Here is a 16,772-nt window from a genome sequence, read left to right as displayed (position 1 = left end):
CCGTGCAGGCAGGCGCATCATCGAAGGGTGGGGCCTCGCGCCCGTCGACGGCTCCGCGCTGGAGGTCGTCATGGGACTCGCGCGCCGCACCACCGCATGGGTGACCGCAGGACTCGCCACGCTGGCGGTCGCCGTGGCGGCGCCCACCGCGGCCCAGGCCGACCCCGCCACCCCCGGCAGCTACCCCGCCGCGTCGTCCGCGACCCGGGTGTCGGGCCGCTTCTTCGACACGTGCACCGCGCCGTCGCTCACGGCGCTCGCCGCGTGGAGGGGGCGGGCGCCCTACACCGGCGTCAACATCTACTTCGGCGGCCGCAACCGCGGCTGCGCCCAGCCCAACCTCACGGCACCGTGGGTCCGCAGCGCGACGGCGGCCGGCTGGTCGCTCGTCCCGACGTACTTCGGTGACCAGCCGTTCTGCGTGTTCGGGACCAAGCCCTACCGGTATGCCGCGTCGGGCGCGGCCGCGCGCGGTGCCGCAGACGGCGCCGACGCCGTGGCGCAGGCGCGGGCGCTGGGACTGCTCGCCGGGAGCGCGCTCTACGCCGACGTCGAGCACTACGACCGCGCGGCGGTCGGATGCATCGGCGCGGTCCGGACCTACGTCTCGGAGTGGACGCGGACCCTGCACCGCAGCGGCTACCTCGCCGGTGTCTACGTGCACCAGGACTCGGGCCTGCGCGACCTCGCCGCGAGCTACACCTCGACGACGCTGGCTCGCCCCGACGCCGTGTGGATGGCGCGCTGGGACCTCAACGCGACGACGACGAACTGGCCGACCGCCGGCAACACCCTCTGGGCCGAGTGGCAGCGCGCCAAGCAGTACCAGGGCGACCACAACGAGACCTGGGGTGGCGTAACGCTCAACATCGACAGCGACATCATCAGGGGTCCGGTGGCGACGGTGCTGCGGGCCTACCGGGTGACGAGCTCCGGGACGCTCAACGTCCGCAGCGGACCCTCGAGCGCCTATCCCGTCGTCGGCACCCTGGCCGCCAACTCCACGGTCTCCGTCATCTGCCAGGCCCGAGGTCAGGTCGTCGGCACCACCTCGGTCTGGGACCGGATCGGCACGGGCGGCTTCGTGACCGACCGCTACGTCTCGACGCCGTCGAGCACGACGTTCAGCGCCCCGCTCCAGCGCTGCTCCTACCCCGGTCAGATCACCATCTCGACTCCGGTCAACACCCGCTCGGGACCCGGGACCTCGTATGCCGTCAACGGCTCGATCCAGGGCGGCGGCCTGGCCTACGTCGCCTGCCAGAAGGTAGGGACGACCGTCGGCACGACGCGGGTCTGGAACCAGCTAGTAGACAACCGGTGGGTCAGCGACTACTACGTCTCGAACGGGTCGAACACCTCGTTCAGCGCCTCCGTGCCGCGCTGCCCGTGAGGTGAACGTCGGCGAGGGTCAGGCGCTCCCGGTCTCCGGCGGCCCGTCGGTCTCCGGCGGTCCCTCGAGCCGGCGGTAGCGCATGAGCACGGCGCCGGCCGGGTAGGCCGTGGGCGCCTCGACGAGCTCGAAGCGCGTCGGCACGGCGCCCTCCGGGAAGAGCCTCTTGCCCGTCCCGATGACGACGGGGCAGACCCAGAGGTTGAGCCGGTCGACGAGACCCTCGCGGAAGAGCGTCTGGAGCAGGTCCGCGCTGCCCCACGTGTGGATCTGCTCGTGCTCGTCACGGAGGCGGCGGACGTCGGTGGCAGCGTCGGTGAGCTGAGTCGACATGTCCCAGGTGAGCTCGGGCGTGCCCCTCGACGCGACGTACTTGGGGACGCGGTCGAAGGCCCGCCCGAGCGGTGAGGGCTGCCCCGGCCAGTAGCCGCGGAAGATCTCGTAGGTCGTGTGGCCCAGCAGCAGGGCGTCGGAGGCCTCGACGTCGGCGACGAGCTGGGCACCGGACTGCTCGTCGCCGTAGGGGCGCTCCCAGCCGCCGTACTCGTAGCCGGCGTCCTGCTCACCCGCACCGCCGTTGGCCTGGATCACCCCGTCGAGCGTGATGTTCATGTTGACGTGCAGCTCACCCATGGGCCGAGTCTGCTCCTGTTGGCGACGTCTTGGCGACGTCGTGGCACGGGCTGAGGCATCCTCGTGGCGTCCTCTCGTGACATCCTCACCGGGTGGCCATCGACCCCCGCGAGCTGTCCGAGCAGGCCCTCGCCTTCCTCACCGAGCGACACCTCGCGACCCTGACGACGCTGCGGCGCGACGGCAGCCCGCACGTCGTGCCGGTCGGCTTCACGTGGGACGAGGCGGCTGGGGTCGCCCGGGTCATCACGAGCGGCACGTCGCAGAAGGCGCGTAACGCCGGCCGCGGCGGTCGGGCCGTGCTGTGCCAGGTCGAGGGACGCCACTGGCTCGCCCTGGAGGGTCGGTCGCGGGTGCTCACCGACGCGGAGTCCGTCGCCGACGCCGTCGAGAGGTATGCCGTCCGCTACCGGCAGCCGCGCGTCAACCCTGCGCGTGTGGTCGTCGAGATCTCGGTCGACCGCATCCTCGGCAACGTCTGAGCATCGCCCCAGGGGGAGCGGGCCCTGGTCACCTCGTCAAGGGCCTGCGGACCCCATCTCGCCCTGACACTCGGGCGCCGCGTTCGTGTCCACGCCCAGCCAGTGCGAAGGCACCCCCGAGCAGGAGCAGGGGGAGCGCGACGACGGCCGTGGAGGCGCGCGGCCCACGGGCCAGGGCCATGGCGAGGAACATCGCACCACCCAAGGCCAGCATCGCCTTCGCCGCCCAGTCCGGGTGTCGGAGTCCGAGGGCTGCCACCGGCCACGCGGCCGCGAGCGCGGCGAACGCCGTGACCGGCCCATAGGTGTTGACGTCGAGCGGTCGGAACACGGACTGGACCACGATCAGCCCCAGGCCGCGGCGACGGCGAGGGTGGCGGCCCACGTCCGGCCGGTCAGGACCAGGCCCGTGAGGACGAGCGCGGGCAGGACCCAGACAGCGGTCAGCGTGAGCGCTCGGGTGAAGTCCAGGTCTCCGAAGGGCTCACCGATCGCGAACGCCGTCGCCCCTGAGAGGAAGACCGCGGCGCCGACCGCCGGCCAAAGTCCGGGGGCGTGGCGGTTCCGTCCGACCGGGTCTCGTCTCTCTCGCGTGGACACCTTCATCGCGCCCACCTCCTCACCTCCATCGCGGTCCGCGGGTCCGGTGCCCACAGGGGCACAAGGTCCCTGCCGGACGGACGGCATACGTGATGTGCTGGCGCGGGAACGAGGGATCTGTCGGGACGCATGAGGTCCGGGCTGTTCGGACCCCCCGGTAAATGGTCACTCCCAAGGGTTTTCGAATGCACCGACTCGGGGAAGAGTCGGGAATGGAGAGCAGCCGCATGGACCAGCACCGTTCGCACCTGCAACCGGATGGAAGCACCTTCCCGCCGGTCACGCCCGACCCCCCGCCCCCACCTGGCTACATCGACCCGCTCGAAGGGCTCGAGAGCGACCTCGTGGGAGGCGCCCCGCCCCAGGAGGGCACAGCGGAGCCGGCGGCAGGCGACAGCGCCATCGGTGGTGACGCCGCAGGGGGTGCGTGAACGATGCGCGTCGCCATCCTGTCCACGTACCCACCGCGACACTGCGGTCTGGCCACCTTCGCCACGGACCTGCGGCAGGCCCTCCTCGATGCCGACTCCTCCGTGGACATCGTCGTCGCCGCAGTCCTCGACGACCCTGCGGTGGAGCCTGCGCCCCCCGGAGCGCCGGAGGTCCTGCTGAGCATCCGCCAGCAACACCGGGCCGACTACGCCCGTGCGGCTGAGGCGATCAACGCGGCCGGCGTCGACGTCGTGCTCGTCCAGCACGAGTACGGGATCTTCGGCGGGGAGTCCGGGGAGTACCTGCTCGACCTCACCAGGGCGCTCTCGGTGCCCTACGTCGCCACCCTGCACACCCTCCTGCTCGCTCCCGACGAGCACCAGCGATCCGTGCTGCGTGAGGTCGTCGCGGGGGCGGCGGTGGTGACGGTGTTCACGGCGCTGGCCCGGGACCAGCTCGTCCGCTCCGGCATCGCGCCGTGGAGCCGGGTCGCCGTCGTCAACCACGGCGCACCGGCCGAGCTGCAGCCCGCCGGGGTCGCCTCCGGGGGTCAGGGATCCGAGGTCGATGACGGTGTCCACGAGAGCGATGCCCTGCCCGAGCTGGCAGACCACCTGTCGAGGCGGGTGATCTCGACCTTCGGCCTGCTCTCCCCGGGCAAGGGTGTCGAGGTGGCGGTGCGCGCCGTGGCGCGGGTGGTCGAGAAGCACCCCGACGCCCTCTACGTCGTGGCGGGCCGGACCCACCCGGAGGTCATCCGGCGGCATGGCGAGGGCTACCGCAGCGAGCTCGAGCGGCTCACGTCGGAGCTGGGCCTCGACGACCACGTCCTCGTCGTCGACCGATATCTCAGCGACGCCGACATCCGGGCCCTGCTGCGCCGGACCGAGGTCTTCCTCACGCCCTACCGGCACCAGGAACAGGTCGTGTCCGGGGTCCTCACCTTCGCCCTCGTGGCTGGCTGCCCGGTGGTGTCGACGCCCTACTTCTACGCCACCGAGCTGCTCGGGACCGGTGCTGGCACCCTCGTCGGCTTCGACGACCACGAGGCGATGGCCGAGGCGGTGGTCGCGCTGCTTGCGGACGACGACCTCCGCGCGCAGGCCGCCGAGACGGCATACCGGGTCGGGAGCCAGTACACGTGGCCCGAGGTCGGCCGCGAGACCCTCAAGCTCCTCGGAGCGGCCGCTCAGGAGCGGCAGGCGACCGCTCGGGGCGGCGTCAGCGAGGCAGCCCCGGCGCGAGGGCCGCTCCCGACGCTGACCCACCTGCACCGCCTCGTCGACGCCGGAGGGATCGTGCAGCACGCGACGGGACTCCACCCTGACCCGACGACGGGAACGTGCGTCGACGACGTCGCGCGCCTCGTCATCGTCGCCGATGGCTTCCTGCGCCGCGGAGCGCCGGACCGTGAGCGGGTCACCCTGGAGCTGATGCGCACCCGCGGGCTCGACCTCCTCGAGGACGCGTGGGACGGCCCGAGCGCGATGATGCGCAACTTCCGCGACCTCGAGGGTCGGTGGGTCGACGACCCCCACCCGGGGGACCACGTGGGCCGGACGCTCTGGGCCCTCGGACAGGTTGGGTCGGGGGTGGGTGAGGTCGCGGGGCGTTGCAGGGGACTGCTCCATGACATCCTCGCCTCCGATCCGCCGCTCGACGCCCCGAGGACCGCCGCCTTCGCGGTCATCGGGCTCGCGCGGGTGCCCGCCCACGAGCTGGGCACCACGGGGCGCCGAAGCCTCGGGCAGCTCGCCCAGCAGCTCGGCGCGCTCTACACCAAGAACGCCACGCCCGAGTGGAGCTGGTTCGAGGACGAGCTGACCTACGACAACGCCCGCCTCGCCCAGGCCCTGATCTCCGCTGGTGCCGCGCAGCGGGACGCCACCCTGCTCCGTCTCGGGCTGGAGTCGCTCGAGTGGTACGGCGGGCAGTGCGACGTCGACTCGGGTGCCGTCTCCCTCGTCGGCAACTCCTGGCGGCGCCGGCCGCAGGGTTCCGGTGGCGCTCAGAGCGGGCGGGACGAGGGTGACGAGCAGCCGCTCGACGCCGCCGCGCTCGCGGAGGCGTGCGTCGAGGCCTACCGGACCACCGGCTCACCGCAGTTCGCCGAGCGAGCCCGGGCCGCGTTCGGGTGGTTCCACGGACGGAACCGGTGGGGGCTCACCGTGCACGACCCGGTCTCCGGCGGCTGTCACGACGGGGTGGGCCCGCGCGGGCTCAACGCCAACGAGGGCGCAGAGTCGACGCTGGCCTATCTCCAGGCGTGGCTCGCGCTCGACTCGGTCGACCTGCTCCCGCCGGGCGGCCACAGGTGAGGATCGCGCTCCTGGGGCCGATCGCGTGGCGGACCCCGCCCGTGCACTACGGCCCGTGGGAGCAGGTGACCGGACTGCTCGCGGACGGGCTCGCGGACCGTGGCGTCGACGTCACCCTCTTCGCGACGGCCGACTCGCAGACCCGTGCCCACCTTGAGTCGGTTGCGCCACACGGGTACTCAGAGGACGACACGATGGACGGCCGCGTCTGGGAAGGGCTGCACGTCGCGCATGCTCTGGCCCGCTCGGGCGACTTCGACCTCGTCCACAACCACCTCGACTGGCTGCCGCTGTGCTTCTCCCACTCGTTCGCGGCACCCATGGTGACGACGATCCACGGGTTCTCGGGACACGGCATACTCCCGGCCTATCTGCGCGCAGCGTCGGCCTACGTCTCGATCTCCGACTCCGACCGCGCTCGCGAGCTCGACTACGTCGCGACGGTGCACCACGGTGTCGACGTCGACGGCCTGCCGTTCGGCCGGGGTGGCGATGCGCTCGTGTCGTTCGGTCGGATCCACCCCGACAAGGGGACGGCCGACGCGATCACCATCGCGCGACGGGCCGGTCGGCGCCTCGTCATCTGCGGCATCGTCCACGACCGGGAGTACTTCGACGCCGAGGTGGCGCCGCACGTCGACGGGGACGCCGTGGTGTTCCTCGGCCCCGTGGGACCCGGCGACCGGTCCCGGGTGCTCGGCGAGGCGGCAGCGCTGCTGCACCCCATAGGGTTCGACGAGCCGTTCGGCCTCTCGGTGGTGGAGGCGATGGTCTGTGGCACACCGGTCGTGGCCTATCGCCGCGGCTCGATGCCGGAGGTCGTCGACGAGGGGGTGACCGGCTTCCTGGTGTCGGGTGTCGATGAAGCAGTGCCCTCCGTCGAGGTGGCCGCGGCCCTGGACCGGCGCCGCTGTCGCGAACGTGCGGTGCAGAGATTTGGTGCAACTCGGATGGTCGAGGACTACCTTGAGGTCTATGCCGGAGTCTTGGCACCCGAGTGAGCAGAGGATCTTCCGCCGGGCGGTCGGGAACCCGCTGCTCACCGCTGACGACTGGCCCTACCCGGTCAACGCGGTCTTCAACCCGGCCGCGGCCCACGACGGCGAACAGACGATCCTCGTATGCCGCGTCGAGGACTTCGAGGGCCACAGCCACCTCAGCGTGGCGCGCTCCGAGGACGGCCTCAGCGGCTGGGTCATCGAGCCCGAGCCGCTCATCCACCCCTCGCACGACCACCCCGCCGAGGCCTGGGGCGTGGAGGATCCCCGCGTGACCCGGGTCGAGGAGCTGGGGCTGTGGGTCATCGCCTACACGGCATACGGGCCCACCGGGCCGGCGGTCGCGCTCGCGACCACCACGGACTTCCGCACCGTCGAGCGCATCGGTGTGGTCTGCCCTCCGGAGGACAAGAACGCCGCCGTCCTGCCGCGCCGGATCGACGGTCACTTCGTCCTGTTCCACCGGCCGAGGACCGTCGTCGGCAACCACGCCGACATCTGGATGTCCCGATCGGCCGACCTCGTCAGCTGGCTGGCCCCCGAGCCGGTGTTCCGGGCCCGTGCGGGGATGTGGGACAGCACCCGCATCGGCATGGGCCCGCCACCGATCGAGACCGAGCACGGGTGGTTGGTCGCGTACCACGGGGTGCGAGACACCGTGGCCGGGCAGCTCTACCGCGTCGGGCTGGCGCTGCTCGACCTCGAGGATCCTCGGGTCGTCCTGCGCCGCTCGCGCGAGTGGGTCCTCGGGCCCGTCGCTCCGTACGAGCTGCAGGGCGACGTGCCCGGCGTGGTCTTCCCCTGCGGGTGGGTGCACGACCCGTTCACCGAGACCTTGCGGCTCTACTACGGCGGAGCCGACACGGTCATCGCGATGGCCGAGACGTCACTGTCCGACGTGTTCGACCTGCTGGAGCACTGCGGCTAGGTGTCCGGCACTCGCGTCACGGGCGACGGCTGGGCCGGGCCCTGGTCAGCGGTGGTCAGCAGACGAAGGGACCCTCGGCGGGCTCGTACGGCTCGGCGCTCTCCGGCGCCCAGGCGAAGACGAAGGCGAGTGCCTCGATGTCGCACTGCGACAGCACCGGGTCGCCGAGGTCCGGCCACCCGTAGCCCATGAGGTCGGTGCTCTCCAGGAGGTTGGTCGCGTGCCCCAGACCCAACGCGTGGCCGACCTCGTGCAAGGTCACCCAGCCGAGGTACTCCGGGTCGTAGGGGTCGCGGTCGAGGCTCGGCGGCAGGTCGGACCGGACGATGATGTTCGGGCAGCCGTGGTCGCCGCAGAGCGCGTAGCCCCCGAACACCACACCACCGGCGGTCGGCACGTAGTGGACGACGATGTCGGCCGTCTGGCGCTTGGACCCGGTGACGTCGGTGAGGGTGATGAGCCCGTCGAAGCACTCCTCCAGCACGCTGCTCCACGTGGCGATCGCATCCTGGATCGCCGCGAGCTGCTCGTCGGTGGCGCTGGGGTGCGCCTGGACCGCGATCGTGAGGTCGGTGTGGTCCCACCAGTAGCCCGGGTAGTAGTTGTTGAGGATGACCAGCGCCTCGGCGTCGGACCTGGGCAGGCTGCAGCTGATGCCGCTCTGGCCACCGGACCCGCCCGCTCCGGGCCGACCTGCCTGCGCCGCCTGCGGTGCGGCCAGCCCCAGAAGGAGGCCGATGACGATCAGGGAGATGACTCTGCGAAGGGACATGGCGTGCTCCTCTCGGCAGCGAGGCTTCAGCCGCCGACCCGTCCTGCACTCGCCCGCCGAGGCCTCGACGAGGCGTCGTCTCCGTCCTAGTCCTGCCCGAATGGGGTGTCAAGGACGGAGTCCGCCTTTTCCCGAGCCACGCGTCGGGTGACATAGGTCCCTGCCGAGGCACGGCATACGGGAGAAGGGTGGTCACAGAAGGGTTCCGGTCACCACCGGAGGAGGACGCCATGTCGACCAGCACGCGACCCGCCATCCACCACCTCGGGCACGGCCCTCGGCAACGCGGCACGCGGTTCGACCTGGGCCGGGCCCTGCTGGCGTGCGGACTCCTGTATGCCGTGCTCTACCCGGTCGCCAACGACGCGATCGCGGCGACGGCCTACGAGGGGTACGACCGGATGTCGCAGGCCGTGAGCGAGCTGTCCGCCACCGGTGCCCCGACGCGGACCTTCCTCATGGTCCTCGCGCCCGTCTTCGTCCTGCTGCAGGTGGGGTTCGGCGTCGGCATCTGGCGGGCCGCCGACGGCCGACGCTCGGTCAGGATCGCGGGCGCCCTGATGGTCGCGCACGGGGTCACGAGCCTGCTCTGGATCGTCGCCCCCATGTCGCGGCGTGAGGTCATCGCGGCCGGTGGCTCCACCTCGGCCGACACGATGCACCTCGTGCTGGCCGCGGCGACCGGGCTCTTCGTCGCGGCGTACGTCGCGGTCCTCGCGTTCGGCTTCGGCTGGCGGTTCCGGGTCTACTCGGCGCTCACGCTCGCGACCGCCCTCGTGTTCGGCAGCCTCAGCGCGCAGGTCGAGCGGATCGAGGCCGGCGACCCGACGCCCTGGATGGGCCTGCTCGAGCGGGTCGGGATGGGGGCGTGGCTGCTGTGGATGGTCGTCGTCGCGGTGGTCCTCCTCCGGCGCGACCGCGCTCGGGACGAGGTCGCTGCAGCCGAGGTCTCGGCACGGTCGCACTCGGCACGGCCGCGACCGTCAGGACCGCGGCTGACAGGACGGCGCGCGGCACGGTCACGTGCGGCCCGCAGGGTGAGCGTCAGCCGGACGCGGGTGCCGTCGAGGTGAACCAGCCGGACGGGCCGAGCTCGGCACCCATCCGCGGGACGTACTGGTCGAAGTAGATCCGGGCGATGAGCTCGCGACGGCTGCGGACGTCGGCCTTGTCGAACACCGACTTGAGGTGGTCCTGCACGGTGTAGGCCGACACGTGCATCGTCGCCGCGATCTCCTTGGTGTCGACGCCCTGGAGGACGAGCTGCGTGACGTCGCGCTCGCGCTGGGTGAGGTCGAAGGCGGCGACGACAAGCGGCACGATCTCGGGTGGACGCGCCTCCTCGACGGTGACCACGACGTCCCCGCTCACGCCGTCCGGGCCGAGCAACGGGGTCGCGTGGAGCACGAGCCACATGCCGCTCTGGGCGCGGACCCGGCTGCGCGGCGGCACGGTTGTCGCCCCGCGGGCGTAGCGCCGGGCGGCGGCGACGAGGGAGCTGATGATGCCGGTCCAGCGGACGTTGTGTGTGGGGCTCTCGAGCTGGCGCAGCCGCTCCTCGGCGCCCATGCTCATCTGCCGGATCTGGTCATCCGCACCGACGATGAGCACGGTCGGCCCGGTCGAGGGTGCCGGCGCGGTCGTCGCGATCCGGGCCAGCAGCCCCGTGCGGACGCCCGCGGCGAAGATCGCCGACAGCGACCCGGCGAACGCGACCTCGTCGGCCTCGAACGGCCGGCTCTCCGGCTCACGGAAGAGCGCGGCACCACCCCACACCTGGCCGTTGTCGCGGAACAGCACGCGCAGCTCGTCGCCGTAGCCGAAGTGCGGCTTCATGAACGAGCTCATCCGCAGGGAGCGCTCGGTGTCGCCGTGGGTCGCGTGGACGCCGGCGGCGGTCATCCCAGTGCGGGACATCTCGAGGAAGCCAGTCGGCTCGACGGTGCCGTACTCGATGAAGCCCCACTCGTGGTCGTGGTCGTCCTTGCCCTGCAGGTCACCGAACTTGCGGGTGCTCGTGAGCAGCTCGGTGCTCGGGTCGACCGTGGCCAGGCAGGCGGCGACGTGGGGTACGGCGCGCTGCAGCGACTCGACCGCCTCCGTGAGGAAGGTGTCGATGTCGAGGCCGGCGCGGGCGACGACTTCCACGTCCCTGCGCACCCGCTCGGCGGTCAGTCCGTTGGCCATCCTCGGAGTGTGGCGGCCGCTGTCGACGGCGCGCCATCCCACAAAAGTGGGGTCTTTGATGGCCCACCACAGTGGGGCGCGAGGTCCCCGGTCGCGAGGGATGGTGCGGCATACGGGCTCGGATCGAGCCTTGGTCCCATGACGAGCACCGACACCAAACCCGGAACGGTCACCCTCTCCACGACGGCCACCCTCCACGAGAACCCGGTGGCGATCCTGCCGCTGGGCTCCCACGGACCGTTCGACGACCAGGGCCGCCTCGTGCACGCCGAGGACCCGGCAGCCCAGCTGGCCCTGGCCCTCGCCGGGATCGAGGCGAGCGTGACAGCAGCCGGGCTGTCACCCGCCGACCTGGCCCAGCTCCGGGTCAGTGCGACCGACCTGCCGGCGGTGCTCGCCGTGATCGACACCCTCACCGACCGCCTCACCGAGGTCGGCGCAACGCCGGCACTCAGCGTCATCGGCGTTGCGGCCCTGCCGGTCGAGGGAGCGCTCGTCGACCTCGACGGCCTCGCCCTCGGCACACCGGGCCAACCCGATCGCTCGGGACGTATCTGAGACGGGTCCACGCCCTCCTCAGTCCCGGTGCCATCACCACCACCCACCCCCCTCCGTCACGGCCCCGCACCCGGGGACCCGTGTGCCCCACCAGAGAAGGACACCACCATGACCGTCGAGACCACCCTCGACCCCCGCCCGTCGTCCCCCGCCGAGTCGCTCCGCGACCTGTGCGGCGGAGCCGTCCACCTGGCCGGCGATCCCGGCTACGACGCAGCCCGTATGCCGTGGAACGTCGCCGTCGACCAGCGGCCCGCCGCCGTGGCCTTCCCGCGCCACGCGCAGGACGTCGTCGACGTCGTGCAAGCCGCGGCGGCCGCCGGACTCCGCGTCGCCCCGCAGGGCACGGGGCACAACGCCGGCGCGCTGGCCGACCAGCGCCTCGACGACGTCGTGCTCCTGCGCACCAACGAGATGGCGGCGGTGCACGTCGACGCCTCCAGGCGAATCGCCCGCGCCGAGGGCGGCGCCCTCTGGCAGGACGTCGTCGAGGCCGCGGCACCGCACGGACTCGCAGCGCTGCACGGCTCCTCGCCCGACGTCGCCGTCGTCGGCTACTCGCTCGGCGGCGGACTCAGCTGGTACGCCCGCCAGCTCGGCCTCGCCACCAACAGCGTCACCGCGGTCGAGGTCGTCACCGCCGACGGTGCGCTGGTCCGGGCCGACGAGCGCAACCACCCCCACCTGTTCTGGGCGCTGCGCGGCGGCGGCGGCAACTTCGGTGTCGTCACGGCCATCGAGTTCCGTCTCTACCCGATCCCGGACGTGTATGCCGGCATGCTCCTCTGGGACCGCGAGCGCGCTCCTGAGGTGGTCCGGGCCTGGGCCGAGTGGTCCCGCACCGCGCCTGACTCGGTGACGACGTCGATGCGGGTGCTGAGCTTCCCGCCGCTGCCCGAGCTGCCGCCGTTCCTCAGCGGTCGCCAGCTCGTGGTCATCGACGGGGCGGTGCTCGCGGATGACGCCGTGGCGGAGGCTGTGTTGGCTCCGCTTCGCGCCCTCGAGCCCGAGATGGACACGTTCGCTCGGGTCCCGTCGGCGTCGCTCACCCGGCTGCACATGGACCCCGAGGGCCCGACCCCCGCGGTTGCTGCGGCGACGGTGCTCGACGAGCTGCCCGACGCCGCGATCGAGGCGTTCCTGGCCCAGGTCGGTCCGGGCACGACGACCTCGCTGCTCGCCGCCGAGCTCCGCCACCTGGGTGGTGCGCTGGGTCGCTCGTCCGCCGACGCCGGTGCGTTGTCTCGCCTGGAGGGCGCGTATGCCGGGTTCTTCGTCGCGATCGCGGCGACCCCGGAGATGGCGCAGCAGGGCAAGGCCGATGCTCGCGCGCTCGTGGCGGCGCTGGCGCCGTGGGCCACCGGGACCTCGGTGCTCAACTTCACCGAGGAGCGGACCGACACCAGCACGGCATACGGCAAGGGCGACTGGGAGCGGCTGCGCACGATCCGGGCCGCGGTCGACCCCGACGGGCTGTTCGCCGCCAACCACCCTGTGCCGGGACGTCCTCGCGGGAAGGCGTGAGCCGCCTGCCGAGGTGACACGGCCGCGATGTCCCGGGTGCCTGCAGGGGGCACCCGGGACATCGTCGGGTCTGGACGCGGTGCCGGGGGGCGTCGGGTGGCGCGGGCCGGCTCGGCTCCGCAGTCGGGTCAGACGCGGCCGCGCAGGATGCGCCTGAAGTAGACCACCGGCAGCGCGTACCGGTCGATCGCCCAGGTCAGCCGTCGCGGCCGGACCGGGTCGAGCACGGGGACCGAGGGCGCTGGCCGGCCCTCGCGGTCGATCTCGACGAGCATGAGCTGGTGGCGTGCGACCGTGATCGGCATGACGGTGTAGCCGTCGTAGTGCTGGAGCTCACCGCCGCCGCTCGCGAGGATGTTCGGTGAGAGCACGGCGACCTGCTTGCGCAGGGCACCACCCGAGGGCTTGATCCCGAGGTCGGCGACGTCACCGAGCGACCACACACCGTCATGCCGCCGGTGGCGCAGGGTGAGTGGGTCGACGTCGACGAGGCCGGCTTCACTCGTCCCGGCCAGGTCGCTCTCGGCGACCCAGCGAGGAGCGCGGTAGCTCGGGATGACGTGGGCGTAGGCGATCTCGTCGAGCACCACGTCTCTCTCGTCGGTCCTCACTGTCACCTGGCGCTCGCTCACCGAGGTGACGCGCGCGTTGCGCAGGACCTGCACGCCGTATGCCGTGAGCGCATCCTCGAGGATCGAGTCCGCCTTGGGCACACCGATCGATGTGGGGCCGGGCAGGGCGAGGTGAATGTCGAGGTTCTGAAGCACGCCCGCCCGCTGCCAGTGGTCGCACGCCATGAACAGCGGCTTGAGCGCGGTCGCCGCGCAGGGCGCCGGCTCCGGCGGCATGGAGAACACGACCCGCCCGTTCGTGAGGTCCCGCACGGCTGGCCACACCTTCGGGGCAGTCTGGACGAGGAAGGTCGACCCGGCCCACCCCGCGGCATACGCCTCCTCGAGTCCGGGGGTGTCTCCCCAGTCCTCCTCCAAGCCGGTGGCGATGACGAGCGTGGTGCACGTGATCGTGCGGCCATCGCGCGTGGTGACGCTCGGCCCGGTGGGGTCGCAGGAGACGACTCTGCCCCGGATCCATGTGGCGTCCTTCGGCATCACCGCGGCGGCAGGTCGCTCCAGATCCTCCATCGTGGCCTCGCCGCCCCCGACGTAGTTGAGCATCGGGCGGTAGCGGTGTACCGACTCCGACTCGACGATCGCGACGTCCTTCGCGCCGTCGCGAAGCAGCTTGGCGGCCAGTGAGATGCCCGCGTTGCCGCCGCCGACGATCAGCACCTCGTGATGGTCCATGTCGTCCTCTGGAAGGTTGGGCTGTGGGCTTCGACCGTAACTCGGATGGTGCTTCGGCCACCGGGAGCGGATAGACATGGTCGGTGCCCCATGATCCGACTGACCAGTTCGTCCGTGTCCGCAGAGCCAGCGAGAACAACCTCAAGAACGTCGACGTCGACCTGCCACGCGACGCGATCGTCGCCTTCACCGGGATGTCGGGCTCGGGGAAGTCCTCGTTGGCGTTCGGCACGCTCTATGCCGAGGCACAGCGCCGCTACTTCGAGTCGGTGGCGCCCTATGCCCGCCGGCTGCTCCAGCAGGTGGGAGCGCCCCACGTCCAGGAGATCACGGGACTGCCGCCCGCCGTGGCACTGCAGCAGCGACGCGGTGCACCGAGCTCGCGCTCGAGTGTTGGCACCCTGACGACGCTGTCGAACCTCATGCGAATGCTCTACTCGCGGGCCGGCACCTACCCACAGGGGGCGTCGCGGCTGGAGGCGGAGGCCTTCTCACCCAACACCGTGGCCGGTGCCTGTCCGCGCTGTCACGGCCTGGGTGAGGAGCACGACGTCAGTGAGGAGCTGATGGTGCCCGACACCTCGCTGAGCATCCGCGAGGGAGCCATCGCTGCGTGGCCCGGTGCCTGGCAGGGCGCGAATCTGCGCAGCATCGTCTCCGGGCTCGGGATCGACGTCGACACTCCATGGCGCAAGCTCAAGGCCAAGGACCGTCAGTGGCTGTTGTTCACCGACGAGCAGCCCAAGGTGCTCATCAAGCCGGAGCGCGACCGCATCGACCACGGTTACCACGGACTGTTCTGGAGCGCCCGCGCGCACGTCAACCATGTCCTCGCCACGTCGAAGAGCCAGATGATGCGCGACAAGGCGATGCGCTTCGTCCGAAGCATGCGGTGCTCGGCCTGCGGCGGCAGCGGACTGAAGGCCGACTCACTCGCCGTGACGTTCGCAGGCCTCAACATCGCGCAGCTGAACGCGCTCTCGTTCGTCGAGCTCACGGCACTGCTGCGCCCGGTCGCCGAGCTCGCGGACGCTGGAGCAGCCACAGCTTCGGCCGACTCGGGGGAGGCCACCGAGGTGGCGGTGCGGATCTGCGCCGACCTCGTGGCCCGGGTGCAGGTGCTGCTCGACCTCGGGTTGGGCTACCTGTCGCTCGGGCGCAGCTCGACGACGCTCTCCCCCGGGGAGGCGCAGCGTCTGCGCATCGCCACACAGCTGCGCTCGGGCCTGTTCGGGGTGGTCTACGTGCTCGATGAGCCGTCGGCCGGGTTGCACCCTGCGGACGCCGAGCCGCTGCTCAACGTGCTGGACTCCCTCAAGGCTTCCGGCAACTCGCTCTTCGTCGTCGAGCACGACATGGACTTCGTGCGCCGGGCCGACTGGGTCGTCGACATCGGTCCCGGCGCGGGGGAGCTGGGTGGTGAGGTGCTCTACTCCGGACCGGTCGCCGGTCTGGAGACGGTGACGGAGTCGATCACCGGGGAGCACCTCTTCGGCCGGGCGGTGCCTGCGGAGAGGCAGCAGCGCACCCCGCACGGGTGGCTGCACCTGCACGGGGTGAGCCGGCACAACCTCGTGGACCTCTCGGTGGACATACCGCTGGATGTCATGACGGCAGTCACCGGCGTGTCGGGCTCGGGCAAGTCGACCCTCGTCTCCCAGGTTCTCTCAGAGCTCGTCCGTCGCCACCTGGGGCAGGCCGTCGACGACGTGGACGACGACGAGCTCGAGATCGACGTCGACGACGCCACCGGCCTCGAGGCGTTCGACCGGCTCGTGCGGGTCGACCAACGTCCGATCGGACGCACCCCACGGTCCAACCTCGCCACCTACACCGGGCTCTTCGACGCGGTCCGCAAGGTGTATGCCGCGACACCCGAGGCGCGTCGGCGCGGCTATGGAGCCGGTCGCTTCTCCTTCAACGTGGCCCAGGGCCGCTGTGAAACCTGCCAAGGCGAGGGTTTCGTCTCCGTCGAGCTGCTCTTCCTGCCCGGCACCTACGCACCGTGCCCGACGTGTCACGGTGCGCGCTACAACGCGGAGACTCTCGAGATCGAGCACCGCGGCAAGAACGTCGCCGAGGTGCTGGCGCTGTCGGTGGACGAGGCTGCGGAGTTCCTCGCCGACGTTCCTGCTGCCGCCCGCAGCCTGGCGACGCTGCGCGAGGTGGGCCTGGGCTATCTGCGGTTGGGGCAGCCGGCTCCCGAGCTCAGCGGTGGGGAGGCGCAGCGCATCAAGCTCGCGACCGAGCTGCAGCGAGCCCGCCGTGGGCACGCGCTCTACCTGCTCGATGAGCCCACGGCCGGCCTCCACCCGGCCGACATCGCCTTGTTGCTGGACCAGCTGCACCGGTTGGTGGACGCCGGAAACACCGTGGTGCTGGTCGAGCACGACCTCGACACGATCGTCGGTGCGGACTGGGTGCTCGACCTGGGTCCCGGTGGAGGCGACCACGGCGGGCGGGTCGTGGCGACGGGCACACCGAGAGACGTCGCCCGGTCCAAGGACTCGGTGACAGCGCCGTACCTGGCCGCACGGCTGGCCGCGCTCGACATACGGCGCTGAGAACACCCTCAGGGGCCCTACCCCGTCGGGTGCTACCCGTAGGAGCGGCGAGAAGAACGTCGGAACCCGATGTCGAAGA

16 protein-coding genes are annotated in these 16,772 nt (G+C 71.6%); 10 read left to right on the top strand and 6 right to left on the bottom strand.

Translation table 11 applies throughout. The annotated features are described in order from the left end of the window. Window positions 1-70: 70 nt before the first annotated feature. Complete coding sequence (locus LL946_RS07480; protein ID WP_404386347.1) at window positions 71-1,393, top strand: glycoside hydrolase domain-containing protein; 1,323 nt, start codon at window positions 71-73, stop codon at window positions 1,391-1,393. Between the two features lie 18 nt (window positions 1,394-1,411). Here LL946_RS07480 and LL946_RS07475 read toward each other — a convergent pair whose 3' ends face one another. Continuing rightward, a complete protein-coding gene (locus LL946_RS07475; RefSeq protein WP_404386345.1) occupies window positions 1,412-2,026 on the bottom strand; it encodes a dihydrofolate reductase family protein in 615 nt (204 codons plus the stop codon). 92 nt (window positions 2,027-2,118) lie between these two features. Here LL946_RS07475 and LL946_RS07470 point away from each other — a divergent pair, with 92 nt between their 5' ends. Beyond that, window positions 2,119-2,508: a PPOX class F420-dependent oxidoreductase gene (locus LL946_RS07470; RefSeq protein ID WP_404386343.1), complete on the top strand. Its 390-nt coding sequence runs from the start codon at window positions 2,119-2,121 to the stop codon at window positions 2,506-2,508. 28 nt (window positions 2,509-2,536) lie between these two features. On the opposite strand, the gene LL946_RS07465 is transcribed toward LL946_RS07470, so the two are convergent. Together LL946_RS07465 and LL946_RS07460 are read right to left on the bottom strand one after the other, a co-directional pair. After that, the gene (locus LL946_RS07465) at window positions 2,537-2,851 is read right to left on the bottom strand and encodes a hypothetical protein (RefSeq protein WP_404386341.1); all 315 of its coding nucleotides are present in this window, start codon (window positions 2,849-2,851) and stop codon (window positions 2,537-2,539) included. 2 nt (window positions 2,852-2,853) lie between these two features. Continuing rightward, on the bottom strand, window positions 2,854-3,114 hold the full coding sequence (locus tag LL946_RS07460; protein ID WP_404386339.1) for a hypothetical protein: 261 nt from the start codon (window positions 3,112-3,114) through the stop codon (window positions 2,854-2,856). Window positions 3,115-3,320: 206 nt separating this feature from the next. On the opposite strand from LL946_RS07460, the gene LL946_RS07455 reads away from it, so the two are divergent. From LL946_RS07455 to LL946_RS07440, 4 genes are read left to right on the top strand one after another with little or no spacing between them, the layout of a single operon-like run. Then, window positions 3,321-3,539: a hypothetical protein gene (locus LL946_RS07455; RefSeq protein WP_404386338.1), complete on the top strand. Its 219-nt coding sequence runs from the start codon at window positions 3,321-3,323 to the stop codon at window positions 3,537-3,539. 3 nt (window positions 3,540-3,542) lie between these two features. Continuing rightward, on the top strand, window positions 3,543-5,858 hold the full coding sequence (locus tag LL946_RS07450; protein ID WP_404386336.1) for a glycosyltransferase: 2,316 nt from the start codon (window positions 3,543-3,545) through the stop codon (window positions 5,856-5,858). Further along, window positions 5,855-6,859 carry a glycosyltransferase family 4 protein gene (locus tag LL946_RS07445; RefSeq protein ID WP_404386334.1) on the top strand — a complete coding sequence of 335 codons (1,005 nt, stop codon included), beginning with the start codon at window positions 5,855-5,857 and terminating at the stop codon, window positions 6,857-6,859. Before LL946_RS07450 ends, LL946_RS07445 begins: the two co-directional genes overlap by 4 nt. After that, complete coding sequence (locus tag LL946_RS07440) at window positions 6,834-7,784, top strand: hypothetical protein (RefSeq protein WP_404386332.1); 951 nt, start codon at window positions 6,834-6,836, stop codon at window positions 7,782-7,784. Before LL946_RS07445 ends, LL946_RS07440 begins: the two co-directional genes overlap by 26 nt. Before the next feature lie 55 nt (window positions 7,785-7,839). On the opposite strand, the gene LL946_RS07435 is transcribed toward LL946_RS07440, so the two are convergent. Further along, window positions 7,840-8,556, bottom strand: coding sequence for a hypothetical protein (locus LL946_RS07435; RefSeq protein ID WP_404386330.1), 717 nt, complete (start codon window positions 8,554-8,556; stop codon window positions 7,840-7,842). A gap of 230 nt (window positions 8,557-8,786) precedes the next feature. On the opposite strand from LL946_RS07435, the gene LL946_RS07430 reads away from it, so the two are divergent. After that, window positions 8,787-9,629, top strand: coding sequence for a DUF998 domain-containing protein (locus LL946_RS07430; protein ID WP_404386328.1), 843 nt, complete (start codon window positions 8,787-8,789; stop codon window positions 9,627-9,629). On the opposite strand, the gene LL946_RS07425 is transcribed toward LL946_RS07430, so the two are convergent. Then, window positions 9,601-10,743, bottom strand: coding sequence for a helix-turn-helix transcriptional regulator (locus LL946_RS07425; RefSeq protein WP_404386326.1), 1,143 nt, complete (start codon window positions 10,741-10,743; stop codon window positions 9,601-9,603). The two genes, LL946_RS07430 and LL946_RS07425, sit on opposite strands and share 29 nt — an antisense overlap. A 138-nt stretch (window positions 10,744-10,881) precedes the next feature. Here LL946_RS07425 and LL946_RS07420 point away from each other — a divergent pair, with 138 nt between their 5' ends. Both LL946_RS07420 and LL946_RS07415 read left to right on the top strand, forming a co-directional pair. Next, entirely contained in the window at window positions 10,882-11,301 is a 420-nt protein-coding gene (locus LL946_RS07420; RefSeq protein ID WP_404386324.1) for a Rid family hydrolase, read from the top strand. Between the two features lie 108 nt (window positions 11,302-11,409). Continuing rightward, window positions 11,410-12,825 carry an FAD-binding oxidoreductase gene (locus LL946_RS07415; RefSeq protein ID WP_404386322.1) on the top strand — a complete coding sequence of 472 codons (1,416 nt, stop codon included), beginning with the start codon at window positions 11,410-11,412 and terminating at the stop codon, window positions 12,823-12,825. A 128-nt stretch (window positions 12,826-12,953) separates the two neighbouring features. On the opposite strand, the gene LL946_RS07410 is transcribed toward LL946_RS07415, so the two are convergent. Beyond that, the gene (locus tag LL946_RS07410; RefSeq protein ID WP_404386320.1) at window positions 12,954-14,129 is read right to left on the bottom strand and encodes an NAD(P)/FAD-dependent oxidoreductase; all 1,176 of its coding nucleotides are present in this window, start codon (window positions 14,127-14,129) and stop codon (window positions 12,954-12,956) included. Window positions 14,130-14,212: 83 nt separating this feature from the next. On the opposite strand from LL946_RS07410, the gene uvrA reads away from it, so the two are divergent. Further along, window positions 14,213-16,693 carry an excinuclease ABC subunit UvrA gene (gene uvrA, locus LL946_RS07405; RefSeq protein ID WP_404386318.1) on the top strand — a complete coding sequence of 827 codons (2,481 nt, stop codon included), beginning with the start codon at window positions 14,213-14,215 and terminating at the stop codon, window positions 16,691-16,693. The last annotated feature ends 79 nt before the right edge of the window (window positions 16,694-16,772 follow it).

The organism is Knoellia locipacati (assembly GCF_044791685.1).
In the GTDB taxonomy this organism is placed as follows: domain Bacteria; phylum Actinomycetota; class Actinomycetes; order Actinomycetales; family Dermatophilaceae; genus Knoellia; species Knoellia locipacati_A.
Note: the sequence above shows the minus strand (reverse complement) of the source record. Positions and strands in the feature narration are given on the sequence as shown.